This is a genomic window from Streptomyces misionensis (genome assembly GCF_900104815.1).
GTDB classification, from domain to species: domain Bacteria; phylum Actinomycetota; class Actinomycetes; order Streptomycetales; family Streptomycetaceae; genus Streptomyces; species Streptomyces misionensis.
In genome coordinates this window covers 6,226,968-6,250,972 of record NZ_FNTD01000004.1, presented here as the reverse complement: position 1 = coordinate 6,250,972, position 24,005 = coordinate 6,226,968, and the positions used below count along the sequence as shown (strand labels likewise).

Sequence of the window (24,005 nt, the reverse complement as noted above, 5' to 3'; positions counted from 1 at the left end):
TAGGTTCCCATGACCTCAGCGCGACCCGGACCGGAGGTGCCCACGGCCACCTACCGGCTCCAGCTCCAGCCCGCCTTCCCGTTCTCCGCCGCCGCGGCGGCCGTCCCGTACCTCGCCTCGCTCGGCGTGTCGCACCTGCACCTGTCACCGGTCCTGGAGGCCGTACCGGGCTCCACGCACGGCTACGACGTCGTGGACCACACCCGGGTGCGCGCGGAACTCGGCGGGGAGGAGGGGCTGCGGGCGCTGGCCGGCACCGCCCGGGAGCACGGTCTGGGCCTGGTGCTGGACATCGTGCCCAACCACATGGCGCTGGCGCCCCGGCACAACCAGGCCCTGTGGGAGGTGCTGCGCGAAGGGCCGCGGTCGCCGTACGCGCGCTGGTTCGACATCGACTGGGCGGCCGGGGACGGCCGGGTGCTGCTGCCGGTGCTGGGCGGACCGCTCGGCGCGCAGCTGGAGCACCTGAGGGTCGACGGCGACGTCCTGCGCTGCCACGACCACGTGCTGCCGCTGCGCGCCGGCACCGCGCACCTGCCGCTGCCCGAGTTGCTGGACGCCCAGTGGTACCGCCCGGTGTGGTGGCGGCTGGCCCGCACGGAGCTGAACTACCGGCGGTTCTTCAGCATCTCGGAGCTGATCGGGGTGCGGGTGGAGGACCCCGAGGTCTTCGAGGCCATCCACGGCAAGGTCCTCCAACTGCTGGCGGAGGGCGTGGTGGACGGGCTGCGCGTGGACCACCCGGACGGCCTCGCCGACCCCGACGGCTATCTCGCGCGGCTGCACGAGGCGACCGGCGGGCGCTGGACGGTGGTGGAGAAGATCCTCGCCGACGGTGAACACCTGCCGCCCTCCTGGCCGGTCGCGGGCACCACCGGCTACGACGCCCTGCGCCAGGTCGACGGCCTGTTCACGGACCCGGACGGCGCGGCCGAACTCCTCGCCGAATACCGGGACTTCGCGGCTCCGCAGCCGGACCGCGGCGGGGTCTGGGACGCCACGGTACGGCGGGCCGCCTACAAGGTGCTCACGCACGAACTCGCCACCGAGACCGACCGGCTCACCCGGGTCGCCGCCCGGCTGTGCGCCACCTCGCCGGACCTGGCGCTGCGCGACCGGGCGCCCTGGGCGCTGCGCACGGCCCTGGAGGAGCTGCTGGTCCGCATGCGGGTCTACCGGCCCTACGCGTCCGGCGACGCGGCCCTCGCGATCACCGAGGAGGCCGCCGAGGAGGCCCGGCTCGCCTTCGTGGTGCCGGAGGAGGCGGCGGCCGTCGACGTCGTGCGCCGGCTGCTGGTCGAGCCGCCCGGCGACCCGGCCGCGCCGGACCACGCCGACCGGGTGGAGCTGCGCACCCGGTTCGCGCAGACCGCCTCCGCGCTGCGCGCCAAGTCGGTGGAGGACACGGCGTTCTACCGCTACGTTCCGCTGCTGTCGGCGACCGAGGTGGGCGGTGACCCGGGCCGGCCGGGGGTGTCCCCGCGCGAGTTCCACGCCCACTGCGCACGGGTGCAGCGCGACTGGCCGCTCACCGGTACGGCGGTCACCACGCACGACACCAAGCGCAGCGCCGACGTCCGCGCGGCCCTCGCGGTGCTCACCGAATGCCCGTCCCGCTGGGCGGAGCTGGTGGCCGAGCTGACCCGGGGGCAGGAGGGCGTGCCCGACGGGCAGCTGGCCTGGGCGGCCTGGCAGACGGTGTTCGGGCTGGGGCCCGCCGAGGAGGAGCGGGTGCGCGAGGCCCTGCTGAAGCATGTGCGCGAGGCGGGCATGTACACCAGCTGGACCGAGCGGGAGGCGCCGTACGAGGAGGCGGTGGCCGCCTTCGTCGCGGCCGGTCCGTGCGGGCCGCCCGGCGACCGCGTGGCCGCCTTCCGCAAGGCCCTGGAGCCGCACATCCGCGCCAACGTCCTCGGCACCGCCCTGGTCCATCTGACGATGCCGGGGGTCCCGGACGTCTACCAGGGCGCCGAGGGCGAGTTCCGGGCCCTGGTGGACCCCGACAACCGGCGCCCGGCCGCCTTCCCGCCCCTGTCGCCCGGCGAGAAGAACGCGCTGACCGCCGCCGCGCTGCGGCTGCGCGCCCGCCGCCCCGACGCCTTCGGCCCCGCCGCCTCCCACACCCCCCTGCCCGCCGAGGGCCCCGCGGCGGAGCACTGCACGGCGTTCGCCCGCTCCGGCGAGGTGATCACGGCCGTCACCCGCCTCTCGCTGCGGCTCGCCGAGTCGGGCGGCTGGCAAGACACCCTGCTGCCCCTGCCCCCCGGCCGCTGGACCGACGTCCTGCATCCCGAACGCGAGTTCACCGGCCGTGTCCGGGCGGCCGACCTGTTCGCGCCCCTGCCGGTCGCGCTGCTGGAACGGAGCACGGCGGACTGATCCGCCGACGCGGTGCGGCGGACCGCGTCCGCGCCGGCCGGCCCCGATCACCACCGGGTGCCCGACCGCACCCGGTCGGTAGGGTCACCGGAATGGATCACGAACCCGTGCTCGAAGCGTTCCGCCGGGAATCGACGGCGCTGGACGATGCGGTGTCAGGACTGTCCGAGGCGGAGTGGAGCCTGCCGACACGCTGCGTCCCGTGGACCGTGCGCGACCTGCTGGGGCACATCTGCGTCGTGATCGACTGGCTCCCGGGCATGCTCGACGCGCCCGCCCCGGACGCGGCCCGGATCTCCGCGGCGGAGTACTACCGCCCGGACGACCGCTTCTCGGCCCGGACCAACGGCGCCCGGATCGCCCTGGCCCGGGACCGGGCGGCGCAGCCGGCCGAGGGCGGTGACATCGCCGCGGACTTCACCGCGACCTGGCGACGCGTCGACCGGCTGTGCCGGGCCCAGCCGCCCGGCCGCACCGTGCGGACGCGTCACGGTGACGCCATGCTCCTGCCGGAGTTCCTGCTCACCCGGGTCGTCGAGGTCGCCCTCCACGGCCTCGACCTGGCCGACGCACTCGGCCGTGCGCCCTGGCTCACCTCGTCGGCCGGCGACGCCGTGCTGGAACTGCTCCTCGGCCCCGAGCAGGCGACCGCCACCGGGACACTGGGCTGGAGCCGCGCGCGTTTCCTGCGCAAGGCCACCGGCCGCGAGCCGCTGGACGAGACGGAGAGCGCGCGGGTCGGACAACTCGGCGTCCGGTGGCTCGCCCTGGGCTGACCGCCGCTCGCCGGGCGACCGGCACAGCACCCGCGGACGGCCGGACCCACGCGTGCGCCCGCAGACGCCCGGACCGGCGCCCCGGCCGTCACCGCCGGGCCCGCCATGCCCGGACGGTCGCGCCTGCGGCCCGGATCACGCGGTGCCGGACCGCTGCGGAAGCCCGCTCACGCTGGGCCAGACGGCCCGCAGCAACGTCACGAAGGCCTCGGCGGCCCCGGTGGGCGGCACCCGCGCGTAGACGGCGAGCGGGCGCCGCCAGACCGGGTCGGGCGTGAGCACGACGCAGTCCTCGCCGACCGCGCCGCGCACGATGTGGGCGGCCGCGGCGCACACCCCGACCCCGGCGGCCGCCATCCGTACCGCCGTGGACGCCTGCTCGGTCCACACCGCCGTCCGGGGCGTGAACCCGGCCTGCCCGCAGGCCCAGTCGAGGAAGCGCGCGCCGTGCACCACGGGTTCCATCGCGCAGCGGACCCAGGAACGGTCCGCGAGTTCGGGCAGCGTCACCGTCGTGCGCCCCGCCAGCCGGTCGTCGAACGGCACCACCAGGACGATCTCCTCCGCCCCGATCGGCACCACGGTCCCGGGCGGCTCGACGGGCTCGGGGCCCACGGCGAGATCGGCGGTACCGCGGCGCACGGCCTCCTCCAGCGCCTCCGACGTGGCGTACTCGTGCAGCCGCAGCAGGACCCTCGGATGGGCGGCGCGCCAGCGGGCGAACACGTCGGGCAGGGCCCCGACGGCGATGGAGTGCAGGGCGGCGACGTGCAGTTCGCCGCCCTCGGCCCCGGCGGCGGCGCGGGCCGCGCGACGGGCCTGCGCGGCGCTGCGGACGGCGAGTTCGGCGTGCGGCAGGAAGGCGCGGCCCATCGGGGTGAGCCGCACACCCCGGGGCAGCCGCTCCAGCAGTGCCCCGCCGACCGCCTTCTCCAGCGCCTTGATCTGGTGCGAGAGGGCGGGCTGGGTGACGTGCAGGGCGTCCGCCGCACGCGTGAAGGACGCCTCCTGGACGACCGTCACGAAGTACTCCATCTGCCGCAGGCTCAACTCCCCGCCCTCCCATGAGCGTTCTGCATGGATTCCACAAGAACATTGCCTTGGACGCATGGCAAGGGACAGCCGCAGGGTGGTGGCCATGAGCATGGACACAGCGGATGTGATCGTCATCGGCGGTGGCACGGGCGGCTACGGCACCGCCCTGCGCGCCGCCGCCCTCGGCCTGGACGTCGTCCTCGTGGAACGCGACAAGCTGGGCGGCACCTGTCTGCACCGCGGCTGCATCCCGAGCAAGGCGATGCTGCACGCCGCCGAACTGGTCGACGGCATCGCCGAGGCCCGGGAGCGGTGGGGGGTGAAGGCCACGCTGGACGACGTGGACTGGACGGCGCTGGTGGCCACCCGCGACGACATCGTGGAGCGCAACCACAAGGGGGTGGCGGCGCACCTGGAGCACGCGGGCGTGCGGGTGGTGCGGGGCAGCGCCCGGCTGACGGGGCCGCGCACGGTGGAGGTTCAGGGCGCGGGACGGCCGAAGGCTCCGGCTGCCGCGCCCGGCGCGTACCGGCTCACCGCACGCCGGGGCATCGTCCTCGCCACCGGTTCGCGCCCGCGCACGCTCCCCGGGCTCGTGCCGGACGGGAGCCGGGTGGTGACCAGTGACGACGCGCTGTTCGCGTCGGGGCTGCCGGGCTCGGTCCTGGTGCTCGGCGGGGGCGCGATCGGGGTGGAGTACGCCTCCTTCCACCGGTCGATGGGCGCGGAGGTCACCCTGGTCGAGGCGGCCGAGCGGATCGTGCCGCTGGAGGACGCGGACGTGAGCCGGCATCTGACGCGCGGGCTGCGCAGGCGCGGCATCGACGTGCAGGCGGGGGCCCGGTTGCTGGACGCGGAGGTGCTGGACGGCGGGGTGCGGGCCCGGGTGCGCACCGCGCGCGGCGAGACCCGGACGCTGACCGCCGAGCGGCTGCTGGTGGCGGTCGGCCGGGTGCCGGTCACCGAGGGCCTGGACCTGGCCGCCGCGGGCCTCGCGGCGGACGCGCGCGGATTCGTCGTACCGGCCGACTGGGACCGGCTGGAGACGGCCGTGCCGGGCGTCCATGTCGTCGGCGATCTGCTGCCGCCGCCCTCGCTCGGCCTCGCGCACGCCTCGTTCGCGGAGGCGCTGGTGGTGGCCGAGACCCTCGCCGGGCTGCGGCCGGCGCCGGTCGACTACGCGGCCGTGCCCCGGGTGACGTACTCCTCGCCGCAGACCGCCTCCGTGGGCCTGGGCGAGGAGGAGGCGCGGGCGCGGGGGCACGAGGTGGACGTCAACACCATGCCGCTGACCGCCGTGGCCAAGGGGATGGTGCACGGCCGGGGCGGGATGGTGAAGGTGGTGGCGGAGGCCGGCGGCGGGCGGGTGCTCGGCGTGCATCTGGTCGGCCCGCACGTGTCGGAGATGGTCGCGGAGGGTCAGCTGATCGTCGGCTGGGACGCCGAACCCGCCGACGTGGCCCGGCACGTCCACCCGCACCCGACGCTCTCCGAGGCGGTGGGCGAGGTGTTCCTGACGCTCGCGGGGCGTGGGCTGCACCAGCGGTGAGCACGGCGGATCCGGTGGCCCGTCCTCCGGTTGCCGCTTGCCCGCGGGGCATCCCGCCGGATGCTTGACAGCCACCCCGTGCCGTGCGGGACTGGGAGGGCGAAGCCGGGTGGGGCCAAACGGGGGTGAGTCTTCTGCCGGAGCTGCGCTACCCCAGCGTTCCCGAACTGGTCGCCAGCGCACAGGCGTTGGCCGCCCAGGAACCCGGGCTGTGCGCGCTGCGGCAGGTGGGCCTGTCCCGGGCGGGGCGACCGCTGCACCTGCTGTCGGTCGGCCACGCGCCGCGGGCGGTTCTGGTGGTGGCGGGCGCCCACGCCAACGAACCGGCCGGCGGCTCCACCCTGCGGGCGTTGGCCCGACGGGTGATCGCCGAGCGGGAGTTGCGTGCCGGAACCTCCTGGCACTTCCTGCTCTGCGCGGACCCGGACGGCGCCGCCCTGCACGTCACCCCGGCCCCGCGCAGCCTGCTCGACTACCACCTCGGCTTCTACCGGCCCACCGGCGCGGAGCAGCCGGAGTGGTCGCCGTCCGTGCTGCCGCCGGACCGGCTGCCGCCCGAGACCCGCGCCCTGACCGGGGTGATAGACGAGCTGCGCCCCTACCTCCAGGTGACGTTGCACGGCACCGATCTGGGCGGCAGCTGGGTGCAGTTGACCAAGGACGTGCCCGGCCTCGCCGAACCGTTCGCCAAGTCGGCGGCGCAGCTGCACATCCCGGTGGAGACGGGCGCCTCGGACGCGGCGGGCTGGCCGGCCTCGGGGCCGGGGGTGCATGTGATGCCGGGGCCGGAGACGGGCGCCGCCTACCCGAGCATGCCGGACGACGCCCGCCACAGCACCTGGTACCACGCCCACCGCTACGGCGGGCTGACCGCCGTGGTGGAGGTGCCGATGTGGGCCAGCGACCTGGTGGACGACCCCGCGCCGCACCCGGCGCCCGCGGCGGCGATGCGGCGGCTGGCCCAGCGGCTGCTGCGGGACGCGCGGGAGGTGGAGCGGGTGCTCGCCGAGGCGCTGCCCCGCCTCGACGGCGCGGACGGGCCGCTGCTGCGGGCCGCCCGGTGGGCGCTGGAGCTGATCCCTGGCCTGGCCGAGGACTGGATCCACACCCCGCCGGCCGGCACGACGATGGCGTACGTGGGCAGCGTGGACGCCTTCGGGCGGCGGCTGCCGCTGCGGGCGGCCGCGATGCTGCTGCGGGTGCTGCGGGAGAGCGACGACCGGGCGGCGCCGCGCCTGGAACGGCTCGTCGCCGCCTGGTCGGAGGCCTTCGGCGAGCGCTTCCGGGCCCGCTGGGTGCCGCTGGACCACCAGGTGGAGCACCAGTCCCGCACGGTGCTGCTGGCGGCCCAGCAGGCCCGGGAGCAGGCGGAGCGGTAGGCCGCCGGTCAGTCCCCCAGGGCGAAGACGGCACCCGTGCGCGCCCGCAGTTCGCAGGAGTTGGTGTACGTCCTGCGGAAGTCGACGGTCCGTCCGTTCCAGTGGCCGCGCGCGGTGGCGGTGACCGGGGAGTAGATCCGCGGGCAGAAGACCTTGCGGGCCGGGATGCGGTCGATGTCGCCGCGGGCCGCCGTCAGTTCGGCGCAGGCCTCGGTCGCGTACGGGTGGCCCTGGGGCGGGGCGCAGCGCAGCAGCACGTCGTGCGCGCCGCCGGCCCGGGCGCCGTCCCGGGTGACCGTGAGGTGCAGCCGGTTGCCGTAGGGGTGGGACGCCGCCCGGGCCGGGCCCGCGGCGAGGAGACCGGCGACCGCCAGGACGGCGCCTGCGCTCGCTGTCGCTCTGGTGAGATACGTCATGCCCGTTGCATCGGCAGGACGCCCCGCGTGCCGCAGGGCGAGTCACCCGTTCGCACCACTGCGGCCGGTCGCCGGCACGGGTGCTCAGCTCACCGCCAGCCGGTACGCCACCCGCCCGAAGGCGACCTGGTCGCCCTCGCGGACCACGACCGCGCCGATGACCCGGCGGCCGTTGACGGTGGTGCCGTTGGTGGAGCCGAGGTCCCTGAGGACCCACAGACCGCCCTGGTGGCTGAGTTCGGCGTGCACCCGGGAGACGGTCTCGTGGGTCAGCCGCAGCCCGTTGCCCGGGTCGCGGCCGATGCGCAGCGGACGCAGGTGCTCCGGTCCGGGCAGCAGCAGCTTGGGCAGCCGCTCGGCCTGCCAGGCGCGGCGCAGTCGTACCGTGAACCCGGAGACCGCCTCGACGCTGCCGAACAGCGCGCGGGAGAAACGGTTCTCGCGGGGCAGGTCGGCGACGAGTACGGCGATCTCGTCGGCATGGCGCGCGCCGAGCACCAGTTCCATGCGGCGCACGAACGTGTCGTGCGACAGCCGGCCCTTGGCGACCCCGTCCCGCAGCACCTCCAGCGCCCTCTCCCGCTCCGCGTCGGACAGCCGCGCGGACGCCGGTACGGGGGCGGAGGAGGTGGAGAACTCGAAGGACGACGTCACGCCTGTGATTGTCGGTCAGCGGACGTCGGGTGTCCACACCGGAGAAAGCGGGCAACCGTCGCCCGCGCGCGGCCACTTCCGCACGGCCCGCCGGGAAACGTTCCACGACACCTGGGGGGAAAGGCCCCGATTCGAAAGCGGATTGATCGTCCGGACGGCACGATGGGGACGCGGGACATCACGGTGAGCAGACGAAGGGGAACCGTCCGTGCAGTTCGAGGTGTGGGCACCGCAGGCAGACCGAGTGACGCTCCAGTGCGAGGGCGTGGCGCACCCGTTGGGGCGCGATCCCGAGCGGGCGGGCTGGTGGAGGGGGGAGGCGGAGGCGGGCGACGGCGCGCGCTACGGTTTCGCGCTGGACGACGGTCCGGTGCTGCCCGACCCGCGCTCGCGCCGCCAGCCGGACGGCCCGGACGGGCTCAGCGCGGTCGTGGAGCACGAACGGTACGCCTGGCGTGCCGACTGGCCGGGGCGGGCGCTGCCGGGCGCGGTGCTCTACGAGCTGCACGTGGGCACGTACACCCCCGGGGGCACCCTGGACGCGGCCGCCGCCCGCCTGGACCACCTGGCCGAACTGGGCGTCACCCACGTCGAGTTGATGCCTCTGTGCCCGTTCCCGGGGCGGCACGGCTGGGGTACGAGGGGGTGTCGCCGTGGGCGGTGCACGAGCCGTACGGCGGCCCCGAGGCGCTGAAGCGGTTCGTGGACCGGGCGCACGAGCTGGGCCTGGGCGTGATCCTGGACGTCGTGCACAACCACCTCGGGCCCTCCGGGAACCATCTCCCGCGGTTCGGGCCGTACTTCACGGACGCGTACACCACCCCGTGGGGCGCGGCGGTGAACCTGGACGCGCCCGGATCGGACGAGGTGCGCGCGTTCCTGATCGGCAGCGCGCTGGCATGGCTGCGGGACTACCGGCTGGACGGGCTGCGCCTGGACGCGGTGCACGCGCTGTACGACACCCGCGCCCGCCACTTCCTGGAGGAGCTGTCCGCCGCGGTGGACCGCCTCGCGGCCGAGCTGGGCCGGCCGCTGTCGCTGATCGCCGAGTCCGACCTCAACAACCCCCGGTTCATCACCCCGCGCGCGGAGCACGGGCTCGGGCTGCACGCGCAGTGGAACGACGACTTCCACCACGCCCTGCACACCGCGCTGACCGGCGAGTCCCAGGGCTACTACGCGGACTTCGCGCGCGCCCCCTTCGCCGCGCTGGCCAAGACGCTCACCGGGGGCTACTTCCACGACGGCACCTACTCCAGCTTCCGGGGCCGGCACCACGGGCGTCCGCTGGACCGGGCGCGGGTGGCCGGGCACCGGCTGCTCGGCTACAGCCAGACCCACGACCAGGTCGGCAACCGCGCCCAGGGCGACCGGCTCTCCGCCCACCTCTCCCCCGGCCTGCTGGCGTGCGCCGCGACGCTCGTGCTGACCGCGCCGTTCACCCCGATGCTGTTCATGGGCGAGGAGTGGGCGGCCGGCACGCCCTGGCAGTTCTTCACCGACCACACCGACCCCGGGCTGGCCGAGGCGGTACGGCGGGGCAGGCGGCGGGAGTTCGCGGCGCACGGGTGGGCCGAGGAGGACGTGCCGGACCCGCAGGACCCGGCGACCCGGGAGCGGTCCTGCCTGGACTGGTCGGAGCCCCTGCGCCCGCCGCACGCCCGGGTGCTGGACTGGTACCGGCGGCTGATCGCACTGCGCCGCGAGCAGCCGGACCTCACCGATCCCGACCTCGCCGACACCAAGGTGGCCTACGACGAGGAGGCACGCTGGCTGGCCTTCCGGCGCGGGGACGTCCGGGTCGCCGTCAACCTGGGCAAGGACCCGGCCGCCATCCCGCTGGGCGCCCGCCCCGCCCTGGTCCTCGCCGCGTGGGAACCGGTGGCGGCCCCGGGGCCGGACGGACTGCTCCACCTGCCGGGTGAGTCCTGCGTGGTGCTCGCCCAGCCCTAGGGGTCTCTCGTTCGGATCACGCCGGGCTCGCGGGGCCCGGCGGGCGGATCAGACGGGTGGCGAGGCGGTAGCGGACGCGGATGCCGCGGTACTCCGGGCCGGCGGCGACCCTGTCCGGGAGGTTGGTCCGCTCGCTGCGGGACGACGACTCCCGTTCGCCGGTGCCGGGGAAGCCGACGGCCGTCCGGGGCTCGTCCTCGAAGCGGAGCCGGTCACCGCGGACGGTCGCCTCGAACGAGATGTCCGGGCGCGGCGGGCGGGCGGTGCCGCGCGCGGGCGGGGAGCGGTCCGCCGCCGCCCCCGTGGCGGGACTGCCGGCCGTTCACGGCGGTTCCTCCCGCCGTCGCGCGGTGCGCCGCCTGCGGGGCGGGGCCGGGTCCCCGGCCGCGCCGTCCTCGTCGCGGGTCCGGCGGGCCCGGGCGGTACGGCCGGGTTCGGTGCGGCCGGCCTCGGTGGGGTCGCCTCGCCGGGCGGCCCGGCGCGCCGCCGACGTGGCCGTCCGGCGGGCCGCGCCGCGCTCCGCCGCGGTGGCGCTCCGCGCGGCTGCCGGGACATCCTCGACGGCGTCCCCGGCGGTGCCCGCGGCCCGCCGCACGGTGGTCCCCGCCTCGCCCACGGCCTCCCCGGCCCCCCTCGCGACCCGGCCCGCCCCCTCGCCGACGTCCTCCACCACGCGTCCGGCCCCCTCACCGACGTCCTCGACCACCCGCCCCGCGCCGCCGCCGACGTCCTCCACGGCACGCCCCGCCCCGCCGCCGACGTCCTCGACGGCCGCGCCCGCGCCCTCCCCCACGTCCCGTACGGCGTGCCCGGCGCCGCGGCCGACCTCGTCCACCGCGGAGCCCGCGCCCCGGCCCACGTACTCGACCGCGTCCCCGGCCCCGCGTCCGATGTCCCGCACGGCGTACCCGGCGCCGTGGCCGACCTCCTCGACGGCCCGGCCCGCCCCGCTGCCGAGTTCGCCGACGGCCTGCCGGGCGCCGCCGCCGACATCGCGAACCGCCGACCCGAGCCCGCCCGCCAGTTCCTCCAGGATCTGCGGGTTGCGGTCGAGGGTGGTGAGCACCCGGTTGATGATCAGCGCGACGTTGTCGAGCCGTACCCGGAGCTGGGCCTGTGCCTCCACGCCCGAGATGCCCAGGTGCACCCGCCCGAGGGAGACGTCGGCGCCCACGTTCAGCCTCAGCAGGTCCAGCACCTCGGCCTGGAGCGAGACGTGGGCGCGCAGGTCCTCCACGTCCAGGTCGATCTCGTCGACCCTCAGCTGCGGGACGTCCAGGAAGACGTCGGGCTCCGCGTCGGCCCGGGTGCGCGGCGGCTCGGCCGCGACGTACGCGCTGGCTTCCCCGGCGTCCTCCTCGTACCACTCGGCTCCGGCGTCCTCGCCGGGTTCCCCGGCCGCGTCCTCGTCGTCCGCCTCGGGCTCCTCGACGGCTTCCTCGTCGTACTCCTCGGGCTCCTCGGGCTCCTCGACGGCTTCCTCGTCGTACTCGGCGTCGTCGCGCATCCTCGCACCTCCGCGAGCCGGGCGGGCGATCTGTCCGTTCCCTCCCAGTATCGTGAGCGGCGGGGCGGGGGCCACAGGCGGCGGGGCGCCGTCGTCGCCCCGCGGACCCGCCCGTGCCGCGCCCGGGCGCTGACCGGCGGGGCCTCGCGGCACGCGGACGGTGGCGGACCGGTGGGCCGGACGGGTGACGGCGGCGGGGCGTACGGGACCGCGGCGGTTCAGCAGGGGCCGGTCAGGGCTCCTCGCCGGCCGTCTTGAAGTCCGTCACCCGCTCCAGCAGGATCGGCTCCCAGGCCCGGCGCAGCTGGGTGCGCAGCAGGGACAGGGAGCCGGTGGCGCGGCCGTCGAGGTGTTCGGTGAGCCGCAGGACGGTGTCGCAGCGGGCGAGCCACAGGCCGCGCAGACAGGGGCGGGCGCCGTAGCCGGCGAGGGTGGCGGCGCGGACGGCGGCCGGGGAACCGACGGCGACGGCGAGTCCGGCGATGTCCTCGGCGGGGTCGCCGAGCGCCGCCTCCGTCCAGTCCAGGATGCCGCGCACCCGCCCGTCCGCGCTGACCACCACGTGTTCGCCGGACAGCCCGTGGTGGGTGAGCACGGCGGCACCGGGCTTGGTGGCCAGCTGGCCGGCGCCGACCGGGGTGAGCTGGTGCATCCGCTCGGCGTCGAACTCGTCGGCGGCGGCGAGCCGTTCGGCCGCGTGCACGGCCATCCGGCGCAGCGCCTCCAGGGAGCGGGGCGCGGTCCGCGGCACGCCGAGCGACTCGGCCTGGCGTGCCGGCACCGCGCGCAGCCCGTTGAGCAGTCCGGCGAGGTCCGCCTCACCGGCCGCCGAGACGTCGTGCTCCTCGGCGGTGCCGCCGGGCACGACGGTGTCGAGGGTGCAGGCGAGACCGGGCGCCCAGTCGGCGTGCGCCACGCTCGTGGGCACGGCCACCGGCACGTGCGGGCGGACCAGGGCGCGCAGCCGCAGTTCCCGGCGGCGGCGGGCGGAGGCCTCCCGGTCGGGGGCGAGGCGCAGCACCCGGCGGGCGCCGACCCACCAGGTGTACGGATGGCCCTCCCGGACGGGCCGGACGTCCGGTGCGTCCGCGCCCCCGGTGCCCTCCGGGTGGTCCTTGAGCAGCGAACGGACCAGTGCGCGGACGCTGTCCGGGGTGGGGGTCGGTGGCTGGGTCATGGGGTCCTGCGTTGCCGTTCCGGTGTCGTCGAGGGTGGCCTGCCGGCCCTTTTCCGGGCCTGTCAGTCCACTATGACCATCTCACGGGTGGTGTTGTTGAGGCGGCGGCCGCCGTCCTCGGTGACCGTGACGATGTCCTCGATGCGCACCCCGAAACGGCCGGGCAGATAGATGCCGGGCTCCACGGAGAAGCACATCCCGGGCACCAGCGGCAGTTCCTCGCCCTCGATCATGTACGGCGGCTCGTGCGTGGTGACGCCGATGCCGTGCCCGGTGCGGTGGATGAAGTACTCCCCGTAGCCGGCGTCGGTGATCACCGCGCGGGCGGCGCGGTCGACCTCCTGGCAGGCCACTCCCGGCCGCACCGCCTGGCAGCCGGCCTCCTGGGCGGCGCGCACGACGTCGTGGACCCGGCGCTCCTCCTCGGTGGGCTCGCCGACGTGCACCGTGCGCGTGGTGTCGGAGCCGTAGCCGTCCTTCAGGCCGCCGAAGTCGAGGACGACCATGTCGCCGCGCCGGATGACGCGGTCGCCGACCTCGTGGTGCGGGTTGGCGCCGTTGGGTCCGGAGCCGACGATGGTGAAGTCGACCTGGGAGTGGCCGAAGCGGCGCAGCAGGGCGGCGAGGTCGTGGCCGACGTCGGACTCGCGGCGCCCGGCGAAGGGCATCTTGCGGATCTCCTCGAACGCCGCGTCGGCCGCGGCCCCGGCGGCCGCGAGCAGTTCCACCTCGGCGGCGTCCTTGACGGCGCGCAGCATCGGCAGGGCCTCGGTGAGGGCGGCGTAGGAGCTGTCCGGCAGGGTGCGCTGGAGGCCCAGCACGTGCATCGCCCAGGTGTTGTCGCTGATGCCGTACCGGCCGCGGCCGTCGAGGAGGTCGGCGGTGACGGCGTAGGGGTCCTTGCCGTCGGTCCAGTCGCGCAGCGTCAGCACCTCGCCGGCGGCGGAGTGCTCGGCGTCCGGGGCCTCCAGGGTGGGGACGACGAGCACCGGGTCCTGGCCGGGGGCGAGGACCAGCAGGGTGAGCCGCTCGGTGATCGCGGTGGGGGTGTAGCCGGTCAGCCACACCAGGTCCGGGCCGGGTGCCACGAGCAGCCCGGCGAGGCCGGCGTCGGCCGCGGCGCGGGTGGCGCGCTCCATGCGGGCCCTGTGGTCGGCGGCGCTGAAGGGCGTGGTCGTGGTACCGGTCATCCGGGCCTCCGGGCGGATCGCGCTGGTCGGGCGGGTGGCGGGACGGCTTGGTGGCGTCCCGGGCAGCATCCTGCCCGTCCGGACCGGCCGACGCGAGCCCATTCGGTGATCCCGCGCCCGCGACGGACGCCGGCGGGACGCGGCCACCGGACCTGACCGGACCGGTGGCCGGGACCCGGAGCGGCCGGCTCAGCCCGTGTGCCCGCCGTGCCCGCCGTCGTGCGACGCCCCGTGGTCGAACACCATGGCCTCGGGCGGCATGACGACGAACGGGCGCATCATCCCCATGTCCTCGTGCTCCAGCAGATGGCAGTGGTACATGAACCTGCCGTACGCCCCGTCGAAGCGGCCCATGACCCGCAGCATCTGGCTGCCGGGGACCCGGAAGACGTCCTTGTTGCCCTGCTCGTTGGGCGCGAGCGGGATCGCGGTGCCCGCGTCGTACCGGATCGGGGTGCGGGTGCCGCCCACGGCGGGGTCGAAGCCGGAGACGTCGTAGGCGTCCCGGCCGAGGAGCTGGAAGTCGGCCAGGTGGATGTGCATGGGGTGCACGATGGGCGCGAGGTTGAGGAAGCTCCACTGCTCGTGGCTGCCCTCGCCGATGGTGAACCCCAGCCCGTCGTTGAACGTCCGCGCGGTGCGCCGGTACGTCTTCGTGGTGCCGTCGGGGCCGGTGATCTGCACGATGCCGTCGGCCGGCAGCGCCAACCCGCCGGTGTCCGCGACCTCGGTCATCTCCCAGATCTCCGGGTGGCCGCCGGCGCCCTTGGCCGCGGGCGGGGTGAGCAGGACAAGCCGGTGGCCGTGCGGGATGTCGTGGGTGAGGCGGCGGAAGGATCCGGACAGGACCTGGGGCGGTTCGAAGGTGTCCGGTTCCGCGGCCCTGCGGACGCGGAACTCCAGGACGGCCGGGTAGCGCACGTCACCGGCCGGGTCGGGCACGCCCGCCGGCCGGTTGGGCCCCTTGTTGACCAGCCGCAGGGTGCGCCCGGCCAGCCGCCGGAAGTCCACCAGCAGGTCGAAGCGCTCGGCGGGCGCCGCGGTCAGCGTCGGCAGGGCCGGACCGAAGTCCACCGGCACCGGGCGCGGCAGCAGTCCGCCGTCGCTGCCGATCTGGTGGACGACGCCGGGCACCGGGTCGCCGTCCTCGTCGATCAGCACGAGGTCGAAGATGCGGGCGTTGGACGCGTTGACCAGCCGGAAGCGGTACCAGGCCGAGTCCACCTCGGCGTACGGCCAGATGCGTCCGTTGACGGTGGTGTACGGGCCGGTGAACGGGATGGACACCGGCTTGCCGGTCTCCGCGTTGTGCTCGTCGACGACGACCGTCTTGTGCAGCAGCCGCCCGTTGAGCCGGCCGTCCTCGTCGGTGTCGAGGTTGCGGTCGGCGAGCAGCAGCGGTATCTCCCGCTCCCCGGAGGGGAGCCGGAGCGCGTCCTCCTCGTCGTCCCGGACGAGGTAGGTGCCGTAGAGGCCGCTCATCACGTTCCAGCGGGTGATGTTCATGGCGTGGTCGTGGTACCACCACTGGGTCGCCTGGTGGTCGTTCGGGTATTCCGACAGCTGGGCGTCGCCGAAGCCGACCGCGTTGTCCGCCCAGCCGTCGTTGCCCGCGCCGGTCTGCGCGCCGTGCAGATGGGTCACCGACCAGGCGGGCAGGGCCGCGACGTCCTTGTCGGGTTCGACGCCGCCGCGGCCGGGCTCGGTGGTGGCGGGCGCGGTGCCGGGCGCGCGGACGGGCACCGCGACCGAGGTCACCGGGTACTCGGACTCCTTGGGTATGCGGTTGGTCCAGGCGATGCGGACGCGTTCGCCGCGCCGCACCTCGATGGTCGGACCGGGGACATGGCCGTCGTAGCCCCACATCAGGGTGGGTGGCAGCTGCGGGTGCAGCCGCACCCAGGTGGGGCGCAGGGCGATCTCGGTCTCCCGCCGGACGTCGCCCGCCGCGGGCCGCAGCACGGGCGGCACCGTCAGCGGTGCGACGTAGGGACGCAGTTCCCCCGGTGCCTGCTTCTTCTCCCCCGCGGCCCCGGTGATCCTCTCGACGGCCTGCTCGATGATCTCGGTCAAGCTCGAACACCCCCCGTGTTCTCGCGTTGTGTCGTTCCCCTTGGCTATGAGGACTCGCGAAAGCTCGCCGAAGTTCCCTGAATGCCCCGTTCCGTACGAGAAGATGCGGAATCTTCCGGTCAGCCCAGGGCGAGCACCGGTCGTGCGGGCGTGCGGTCGGGCAGGAAGCGGTGGGCGCGCCGGCTCAGCCACGCGTCCTTGTAGCGGTCCACGTTCCGGTGCCAGTTGAGGATGCCGGCCAGCCAGTTCTGCAGATCGAGGACGTAGCCGTCCATCGCCCTGCGGGCCTCCCGCGACAGCTCGAAGTCGTCGTAGAGGACGGGCAGTTCGTGGGCGACCACGTGCTCGAACTGCTGCATGCGCTGGGTGGTGAGGTCGTGCACGACGCCGAGCGCGGTCGGGTAGTCGATGCCGAAGAAGTTCTGCACGACCAGGATCGCGTTGTGGATCTCGCCCTCGTACTCGATCTCCTTCTGGTACGAGAAGATGTCGTTGAGCAGACAGGCGTAGTCGATGGCGGCGTTCTCCAGGGAGCGCACCGGGCCGCTGCGGTACACCTCGGGCGGGATCGCGGGGCCGTGGCCCATCCGGCACAGGCTCAGGGTGAGGTCGGAGCCGAAGGTGGAGCGGCGCATCTCCAGGTAGTCGACCGGGTCGGGGACGCGGTTCTGCACCTGGTTGGACAGTTCCCACACCCAGCTCTCGGTCATGGTGTCCACGGCGGCCTTGAGGGTGCGCCGCTGGTCGGCGGTCATCTCGGCGGTGGTGCGCGCCCACAGGTCGATCAGGGAGCGTTCCATGGCGTTGCCGGGCACGAGCGTGGGCTCGCCCTCGACGGGCATGCAGGCCGACAGCCGGGCGGTGGTCAGGCGGGCGGCGGCCAGGTCCCTGCGGTGGCCGTAGACGAGCGGGTAGTAGTCGTCGCCGTAGGTGCCGAAGGCGAGCCACTGGGCGCTGAGGTCGAGTGCCTCGGGGGTGGCGTCGGGGTCGAGTCCGGCGGAGCACAGGGCGAGGTCGTAGGCGCGCAGCTTGTCCTCGTCCCAGACGCCCTCCTGGAGGATGCCGACCTGGTCGCACCAGGTGCGCAGATTGCGGCGGGCGGCGTCGAGGTGGGGGCTCAGCTCCAGCGGGAACGGCATGTGGAACTCGGGCAGGATCGACGGGCCGACCTTCTGGTAAGGCACGTGGGAGTAGGCGCGCAGGCGTTCCTGGGCGGCGGAGGCGAGCAGGGTGCCGATGTGGGCGGCGGAGGTGCCGGGGCCGCTGGGCAGCTGCCAGGGCGAACCGCTGCGCGCGCCCTGGTTCATGTAGCGGCTGGAGCGCAGGTGCCATTCGTGGCCGCCGGACTGCCAGTCCTGGAGTCCCTTGGTGTACGCGGCGATCGCGGCCGTCTCGGCCGGGGTGAGGCCGTTCTCCAGGGCGACGGCGGGGACTTCGGTGAGCGCGGTGTGCTCGAACTGGTGCAGGCGCGAGGTGAGGATGTCGTTGACGGTGTCGGCGGCCTGCTGGGTGGTGCAGCCGAAGAAGGTCTCCAGGACCAGCACGCCGTTGCTGTTCTCGCCCTCGTCCTCGACCTCGCGCTGGTAGGAGAACAGGTCGTTGCGCAGGTGGACGGCGTCGGCGAAGGTCTCCATGAGCACCCGCAGCGGCCGGCTCCCGGCGACGGCCGCGGGCACCTCGGCGGTGGCGTACTCCACCAGTCCGGCGGACCAGGGGGCGCCGCCGACCTTGCGGCGCATCTCGATGTACTCGACGGGGTTGGCGATGCGCCCCTCGTTGATGTTCGACAGCTCCCACATCGACTCGTTGAGCAGGTGCTCGGTGGCGACGGAGAAGCGGCGGCGCCAGTCCACCGACATCGACGGCACCGTACGCGCCCACAGGTCCTTCAGGCCCGCCTCGACCGGGTTCTGCGGCTCCGGTACGGGGGTCGCCACCTCGAGCGGCATGAACAGCGGCAGCCGGTCGAGGTGGGCCTTGCCGGCGGCGCGGTCCTGGGTGCGCTTGTACATGTCCAGGAAGTGGTCGTCGAAGAAGAAGACCCACACGTACCAGTCGGTGATCAGCGAGAGGGCGGGCCCGTCGCAGTCGGGGTGGGTGTAGGCGCACAGCAGTCCGTAGTCGTGCGCCTCCAGGTCGGACTGGTCCCAGATCCCGGAGCCCTCCAGCATGCCCATCTCCCGGGCCCACGCGGTGGAGTGGGCCCGGGCCTCGTCCAGGTGCGGATTGAGCCGTGCGGGATACGGCATGTAGAAGTGCGGGAGTTCGAACGGCTGCGTCATGGCCGGGGCCCTACCCGTGCCCCTCAACTCCCATCCGTCACGGGGGACATGATCACACCATCGCGTGAAACATCGCCGGGGTGTGCCCCGTCCGCGCTCTTGCCGTGCTCCGGCGCGAGGGACACGGTAGGCGCATGAACTCCTTCGTGCTGCCCCATGAGGTGCACGGCGACGGCGCCCACCAGGTGTTCGCCGTGCACGGCTGGTTCGCCGACCGGTCCGCCTACGCGGCCGTGCTGCCGGACCTGGACCGCACCGCCTTCACCTATGTGCCGGTCGATCTGCGCGGCTACGGCGAGGCCCGGGACGTCGCCGGGTCCTTCACGACGGCCGAGGCGGCCGCCGATCTCCTCGCGCTGGCCGACCGGCTCGGCTGGGCGCGGTTCTCGGTGATCGGGCACTCCATGGGCGGCGCGGTGGCCCAGCGGCTGCTCGCGCTCGCCCCGGACCGGCTGCGCCGGATCGTCGGCGTCTCCCCGGTGCCCGCCTCGGGCATGCCGCTTCCGGGCGAGCAGGGCGCGCTGTTCACGGAGGCGGCGCACAAGGCGGCGAACCGGCGCGCGATCCTCGACTTCACCACCGGGGGCCGCCGCCCCGCCGCCTGGCTGGACCGGATGGTGGCGCGCTCCCTGGAGCGCAGCGACGCCGGGGCGTTCCGGGCCTGGCTGGACTCGTGGGCCGGCGAGGACTTCCATGCCGAGGTGGCGGGCGCCACGGTGCCCGCGCTGGCCGTGGCGGGGGAGCTGGACCCGGCGCTGTCCCCCACGCTGATGCGCCGGACATGGCTGTCCTGGTACCCGCACGGCCACCTCGTCACCCTGCCCGGCGCCGGGCACTACGCGATGGACGAGACACCGCTGGACCTGATCCGGGTCGTGGAGGACTTCCTGCGCGCGGACGGGGCGGGCGGCGCGGACGGGGGCGGTCCGGCGTGAGCGGTGCCGAGGCGGGGCGGGCGCCCGGTCCCGGCGGGGTGCCCGACGTCTTCGACCCGCGCCGGTACGCCGCCGCCGTGCCCTACGACGACTACCGCGTGCTGCGCGAGCGGCGGCCGGTGGTCTGGCAGGAGGAGCCCGAGGTGCTGGGCTGGCCCGCCGGGCCCGGGTTCTGGGCGGTGACGCGGCACGCGGACGTCGTACGGGTCCTGAAGGACTCGGCCACCTACTCGTCGTACCTCGGCGCGACCCAGATCCGCGACCCCGACCCGGAGGACCTGCCGTTCATCCGGCGCATGATGCTCAACCAGGACCCGCCACAGCACGGCAGGCTGCGGCGGCTGGTGAGCCGGGCGTTCACCCCGGGCCGGATCGAGCGGTTCGCGCAGGTCGCCCGGGAGCGGGCACGGACCCTGCTCGCGGGGGCGCTGGAGCGGGCCGCCGAGGGGGACGGCACGGTCGACCTGGTGGCGGCCGTCACCGACGAGTACGCCCTGCTGAACCTGACCGACCTGCTGGGCGTCCCGGAGCACGACCGGCGGCTGCTGCTGCGGTGGACCCACCGGGTGATCGGCTACCAGGACCCGGACGAGGCCGGCCCCTCGGTGCGGGACCGGGCGGGCCGGCCGGTGAACCCGCGCTCCCCGGCGATGCTGCGGGACATGTTCGGCTATGCGCAGCAGTTGGCTGCGTACAAACGACGGTATCCCGCCGACGACATCCTCACGACCCTCAGTCACGACGCGGAACTCACCGGTCCCGAGCTGGAGATGTTCTTCTTCCTGCTCACCATCGCCGGCAACGACACCGTCCGCAGCGCGGCCCCCGGCGGACTGCTGGCACTGGCCGAGCACCCGCGGGCGTACGACCTGCTGCGCACCGGGAAGGCACACCTCGCCGAAGCCGTCGAAGAGTTGCTGCGGTGGCACCCGCCCGTGCTGACCTTCCGGCGCACCGCGGCCAAGGACACCGAGCTGGCGGGCCGGCGCATCAGGGCGGGCGACAAGGTCGTGGTCTTCCACGCCTCCGCCAACCGCGACGAGCGGGTCTTCACCGACCCGGACCGGCTCGACCTCGGCCGCTCCCCCAACCCGCACGTGTCCTTCGGCGACGGTCCGCACGTCTGCTTGGGCGCGCACTTCGCCCGGCTGCAACTGCGCGTCCTCTACGAGGAGGTGCTGCGCGCCCTGCCCGTGCTGCGCCCCGCCGGACCGCCCGAGCGACTGGTGTCCAACTTCATCAACGGCATCAAGACGCTGCCGCTGCGCATCACCTGACCTGGATCAGCGCATGCGTGCCGCCGGTGCGCCAGCGCTGCCCCTCCGCCGCCACCAGCTCCGCCTCGGTCCCGGCGGACAGGCCGGTGATCACCTCGGACTTCAGGGTGCGCAGCGCGGCGACGGGGCCCGGGAAGTACGCGGTCGCCGCCGCGAAGGACGTGGTCGGCGGCCACCTCCGGTCGCCGACCAGCCGGCGGTAGTTGAGGTCGCCCTTGAGCACGGTGAGGGTCGCGGCGGCGAACTCGGCGCGCAGGTCGTCCGGCATCCGCTCGTACGGCAGCGGTGCGCAGGAGAAGGGGTGGGCGCGCACCGCGAGCCGGCCGTCGGACAGCGCCGACCACAGCAGCCGCCCGTACTCGGCGGCCTCGCCCGGCGCGGCGCGGAGCCGGTCCAGGGCGTCGAGCACATCGGCGGTGGTGGCGTCCGAGACGTAGTACGGGTACGGCTTGACGTGCAGCACCGCCCGCGCGGCCCGGCCCCCGGCGAGGAGGTGGGCGATCAGCAGCAGGTCGGGGACGAGTTCGCGGCCCGCGTTGTCCGCGACCAGGACGAGGGTCGCGTCCCCGCCGGGCGGCAGCAGCGACCACAGCCGCGCGCTGTCGTCGGCGACCAGCGCGGGCGCGGGCGCGCGCTCCTCGGCGCCCTCGGCGGAGAGCCGGAACCCCAGGTCGGCGCGGTTGCCCCAGAGGGAACCGTGCAGCAGGGCCCGCCCGCGCTCCGGTTCCGGCAGCTCCCGCAGTGCGTCGAGGGCGGCGAGTTCCCGGTCGGTCTCCGGGGCGTCCAGCTCGGCGCGCTTGACGGGGCGGAAGGGGTCGATGCCCTGCCAGGCGCCGGGGCCGAAGTAGCCGACGGCCGCGAGCAGTTGGCGGTAGAAGTAGCTCTCGGACCACAGCCACGGCACGTCGTACCAGCGCTGTCCGGTGTACGCGTCCGCTCCCCACGCCCGCCAGTGCTCGCGGTCCGGGGCGTTTGCGGGCAGCGGCTCGATGGTGCCCTCGGTGCAGCTCGCCAGCAGTGCGTCCAGCGCCCGCCGCTGCGCGGGGGCGTACGGGAGGGCGCCTCGCACCTGCCGGATGATCGCCGGGTGCCGCTCGGCCAGCACGCCGTGCGGGAAGGAACCGGGTACGTTGCCGAGGATCACGGGTGCGAACGGGGTGTCGGGCATGTCCGTCACCGTACCGCGCGGTTCAGGCGGTTCTGATCTCCCGCTCCAGCTGCGTGGCGAGGGTGACGTAGCGGGGGCGGCGGTGCACCGGGACCAGGCCGCGGATCATCAGGTGCCACATCTCGGCGACCCGGCGCGGCAGCCGCCCCACCGGTTCGAACCGGCCGGTGACCCGGGTGCCGAAGAAGAAGCAGACGAGCGAGTGGGCGGCCGCGGCGACGTCGAGGTCGCTGTGCACATCGGCCTCCCGGACGGCCCCGCTGAACTTGCGGGCGGCGAACTCCAGCCACTCGGTGTAGGGGTGGCGCAGCGGCGGCCGTACGGTGACGTCGGCGGTGGCGAGGCGGAGCCCGGCGCGCGGCACCGGGTCGTCCACGGCGAGCCGGGCGACCCCGAAGGTGGTGCGCATCAGACCCTCCAGGGAGGAGTAGCCGCGGCCCTCGACATCGGCCACGAGCTGCCGGGCCGCCCGGGCCTCCAGCTCCAGGATGGCGTGCGCCAGGTCTTCCTTGGCGGCGAAGTGGAAGTAGAGGGCCCCCTTGGTGACCTTCGCGTGTGCGACGATGTCGCTGAGACTGGTGGACTCGTAGCCGTGCTGGTCGAACAGATCCGCGGCGGCGGAGATGATCGTCGACCGGGTCTGTTCGGCGCGTAACTGCCTCGCCATCGTGGGACCCCTCCTCGCGAGACGAACGAACGGGACATGCGGTTTGTTTTAACCCCTTGCATACGATAACTCACCGAATGCCAACGGGAGTCCGAAGTGCGAGGGCCCGGCACCGGCCTCGAACGGCCGCTCGACGGCCGCCTGGCGCACCCATGATCGCCACGATACGAGGCGGACGGCCGGCCCTCAACGGGGCCTCGGGGGGCGGCCGGGGCACGCACAGCATGGCGGCGCCGTCCCGGTGGGGGTGCCCACCGGGACGGCGCCGCCTCGCGCCATGTTCAGAGAGTGCCGGTCAAACCGCCTCTCGCGAGCGTCAGTTGACGAACACCTTGGCTCCGCCGTCGGTCACCGGCGCGTACTTGGCCGAGAAGTAGGCCGTGGAGAAGCACAGCGACGAGCCGGAGATCTTGGTGAACTGCTGGTTGGTGAAGGTGATGCTGTTGTCGCTGTTGTCCGCCTTGCCGGTGAGGCTCGGGCCCTGGTAAATGCAGGTGACGCTGCCCAGCAGGGTGTTGAGCTTGACCGTGGACTGGATGACGGAGCCGCTGCGGGGCGTGACGGTGAGGGTGCCGTCGGAGGCGACCGTCGCCGAGTAGGGCAGGTTGTCGATGGTGATGCCGCCGACGCTGAGCACACCGGTGACATTGCTGGTGCAGTTGGTCGCGGTGTGCGCGGTGACGGACTCGGTGGCGGTGCCGGGCGCGGTCGGGTTGCCGGTGACCGAGGCGGTGAACTGGGAGTTGGTGCACTTCACGCCGCTGGTGCCGGTGGCGCTGGAGTAGAAGGTGGCGTTGGTGCCGCTCGCCAGGGGCGCGGTGAGGGTGTCGCCGACCGCGACGGCGGTGCCACCGGCGCTGCCCGTGGTCAGGACCGCGCCGGCCGCGGAGGCGGGACCGGCCGACACCAGGGCGAGAGCGGTGGCGGTGGCGGTACCGGCGAGGGCGACGAGGATTCGCGTACGCATGCGGGTGCCTCTCTGCTGAAGTGGGGTGACGAGGTGGGGACGTGGGGGGTGGCGGGCTGTGCAGAGGCGGTGCGCCCTGGTACGGGGGTGGCACGCGTCGTACCCGGGTGGTACGCGTCGTACCAGGGGTATTTCGTCGTACTCGGGTGGCGCTCGGCATGCCGGGGCGGCATGCGTCGTGCCGAGGCGGTGCGAGCGGTGCCGGTTGGTGCGCGTGTTGCCGCCGGCGCGGGGCCGTCACGCCTTCTCCTTACGCGACGGACCAGCGACGGCGGCGAGCCGGACACCGGCCGGTACCCGGAGGAATCGGCCGGGCCGGACGCTCTGGGGGATGCCGGTACGGACCCGTGGGGGAGCTGTCCGTGCCGTGCTCGCGCGGAGTGCGAAGGGGTGCTCGTGCGAAACGGATCACCGTGAGGTCGAGCGTGCCACGAGAGGGCCGGGAACGCGGCCGGTGCCCGTGCGGGACACGGCCGCTGCCGCTCGGCGGATCCGGCGCCACGGATCCGGGGAATCTGGGGAAGTTGTAGCCCCGTCAACCATCGGCGTCAAGAGACTCGGCACGGCAACCTCGCGGCGAACAAGGCGAGTTGAACGGGCGGAACGGCTCGCACGCACCGT

At 74.5% G+C, this 24,005-nt stretch carries 17 protein-coding genes and 1 pseudogene; 7 read left to right on the top strand and 11 right to left on the bottom strand.

The window, feature by feature from the left end; translation table 11 throughout:
- Window positions 1–36 precede the first annotated feature (36 nt).
- Window positions 37–2,379: a malto-oligosyltrehalose synthase gene (gene treY, locus BLW85_RS29930; protein ID WP_074993966.1), complete on the top strand. Its 2,343-nt coding sequence runs from the start codon at window positions 37–39 to the stop codon at window positions 2,377–2,379.
- 92 nt (window positions 2,380–2,471) lie between these two features.
- Window positions 2,472–3,155 (top strand): maleylpyruvate isomerase N-terminal domain-containing protein, encoded by a 684-nt coding sequence (locus BLW85_RS29925; protein WP_074993964.1) that lies wholly within the window; start codon window positions 2,472–2,474, stop codon window positions 3,153–3,155.
- 135 nt (window positions 3,156–3,290) lie between these two features.
- On the opposite strand, the gene BLW85_RS29920 is transcribed toward BLW85_RS29925, so the two are convergent.
- Complete coding sequence (locus BLW85_RS29920; protein WP_070025541.1) at window positions 3,291–4,205, bottom strand: LysR family transcriptional regulator; 915 nt, start codon at window positions 4,203–4,205, stop codon at window positions 3,291–3,293.
- Between the two features lie 94 nt (window positions 4,206–4,299).
- Between BLW85_RS29920 and lpdA the strand changes: the two genes are divergently transcribed.
- Window positions 4,300–5,739 (top strand): dihydrolipoyl dehydrogenase, encoded by a 1,440-nt coding sequence (gene lpdA / locus BLW85_RS29915; RefSeq protein ID WP_074996255.1) that lies wholly within the window; start codon window positions 4,300–4,302, stop codon window positions 5,737–5,739.
- A gap of 125 nt (window positions 5,740–5,864) precedes the next feature.
- Complete coding sequence (locus BLW85_RS29910; protein ID WP_070025540.1) at window positions 5,865–7,118, top strand: M14 family zinc carboxypeptidase; 1,254 nt, start codon at window positions 5,865–5,867, stop codon at window positions 7,116–7,118.
- 8 nt (window positions 7,119–7,126) lie between these two features.
- Here BLW85_RS29910 and BLW85_RS29905 read toward each other — a convergent pair whose 3' ends face one another.
- Entirely contained in the window at window positions 7,127–7,534 is a 408-nt protein-coding gene (locus BLW85_RS29905; RefSeq protein WP_074993962.1) for an SSI family serine proteinase inhibitor, read from the bottom strand.
- Window positions 7,535–7,618: 84 nt separating this feature from the next.
- Window positions 7,619–8,188, bottom strand: coding sequence for a DUF1707 and FHA domain-containing protein (locus BLW85_RS29900; RefSeq protein ID WP_070025538.1), 570 nt, complete (start codon window positions 8,186–8,188; stop codon window positions 7,619–7,621).
- A 208-nt stretch (window positions 8,189–8,396) separates the two neighbouring features.
- Here BLW85_RS29900 and treZ point away from each other — a divergent pair.
- Window positions 8,397–10,141: pseudogene (gene treZ / locus BLW85_RS29895) on the top strand (malto-oligosyltrehalose trehalohydrolase).
- 322 nt (window positions 10,142–10,463) lie between these two features.
- Here treZ and BLW85_RS29885 read toward each other — a convergent pair.
- From BLW85_RS29885 to cyc2, 5 genes are all read right to left on the bottom strand, one after another.
- Window positions 10,464–11,648, bottom strand: coding sequence for a hypothetical protein (locus BLW85_RS29885; protein ID WP_074993960.1), 1,185 nt, complete (start codon window positions 11,646–11,648; stop codon window positions 10,464–10,466).
- 232 nt (window positions 11,649–11,880) lie between these two features.
- The gene (locus BLW85_RS29880) at window positions 11,881–12,825 is read right to left on the bottom strand and encodes a phosphotransferase family protein (RefSeq protein WP_070025535.1); all 945 of its coding nucleotides are present in this window, start codon (window positions 12,823–12,825) and stop codon (window positions 11,881–11,883) included.
- Between the two features lie 62 nt (window positions 12,826–12,887).
- Window positions 12,888–14,015 (bottom strand): aminopeptidase P family protein, encoded by a 1,128-nt coding sequence (locus BLW85_RS29875; protein ID WP_070025534.1) that lies wholly within the window; start codon window positions 14,013–14,015, stop codon window positions 12,888–12,890.
- A 189-nt stretch (window positions 14,016–14,204) separates the two neighbouring features.
- A complete protein-coding gene (gene phsA / locus BLW85_RS29870) occupies window positions 14,205–16,088 on the bottom strand; it encodes an O-aminophenol oxidase PhsA (RefSeq protein WP_208624916.1) in 1,884 nt (627 codons plus the stop codon).
- Window positions 16,089–16,207: 119 nt separating this feature from the next.
- Complete coding sequence (gene cyc2, locus BLW85_RS29865; protein ID WP_074993958.1) at window positions 16,208–18,370, bottom strand: germacradienol/geosmin synthase Cyc2; 2,163 nt, start codon at window positions 18,368–18,370, stop codon at window positions 16,208–16,210.
- A 134-nt stretch (window positions 18,371–18,504) separates the two neighbouring features.
- Between cyc2 and BLW85_RS29860 the strand changes: the two genes are divergently transcribed.
- Window positions 18,505–19,305 (top strand): alpha/beta fold hydrolase, encoded by an 801-nt coding sequence (locus BLW85_RS29860; protein ID WP_074993956.1) that lies wholly within the window; start codon window positions 18,505–18,507, stop codon window positions 19,303–19,305.
- Complete coding sequence (locus BLW85_RS29855) at window positions 19,302–20,582, top strand: cytochrome P450 (RefSeq protein WP_074993954.1); 1,281 nt, start codon at window positions 19,302–19,304, stop codon at window positions 20,580–20,582. The genes BLW85_RS29860 and BLW85_RS29855 overlap by 4 nt, the downstream gene beginning before the upstream one ends.
- On the opposite strand, the gene BLW85_RS29850 is transcribed toward BLW85_RS29855, so the two are convergent.
- The 3 genes from BLW85_RS29850 to BLW85_RS29840 all read right to left on the bottom strand — a co-directional run bounded on the left by BLW85_RS29850 (window position 20,575) and on the right by BLW85_RS29840 (window position 23,384).
- Window positions 20,575–21,750, bottom strand: coding sequence for a damage-control phosphatase ARMT1 family protein (locus tag BLW85_RS29850; protein ID WP_070025530.1), 1,176 nt, complete (start codon window positions 21,748–21,750; stop codon window positions 20,575–20,577). The two genes, BLW85_RS29855 and BLW85_RS29850, sit on opposite strands and share 8 nt — an antisense overlap.
- 22 nt (window positions 21,751–21,772) lie before the next feature.
- Window positions 21,773–22,417 carry a ScbR family autoregulator-binding transcription factor gene (locus BLW85_RS29845; RefSeq protein WP_070025529.1) on the bottom strand — a complete coding sequence of 215 codons (645 nt, stop codon included), beginning with the start codon at window positions 22,415–22,417 and terminating at the stop codon, window positions 21,773–21,775.
- Window positions 22,418–22,733: 316 nt separating this feature from the next.
- Window positions 22,734–23,384 carry a Tat pathway signal sequence domain protein gene (locus tag BLW85_RS29840; protein ID WP_070025528.1) on the bottom strand — a complete coding sequence of 217 codons (651 nt, stop codon included), beginning with the start codon at window positions 23,382–23,384 and terminating at the stop codon, window positions 22,734–22,736.
- Window positions 23,385–24,005 lie beyond the last annotated feature (621 nt).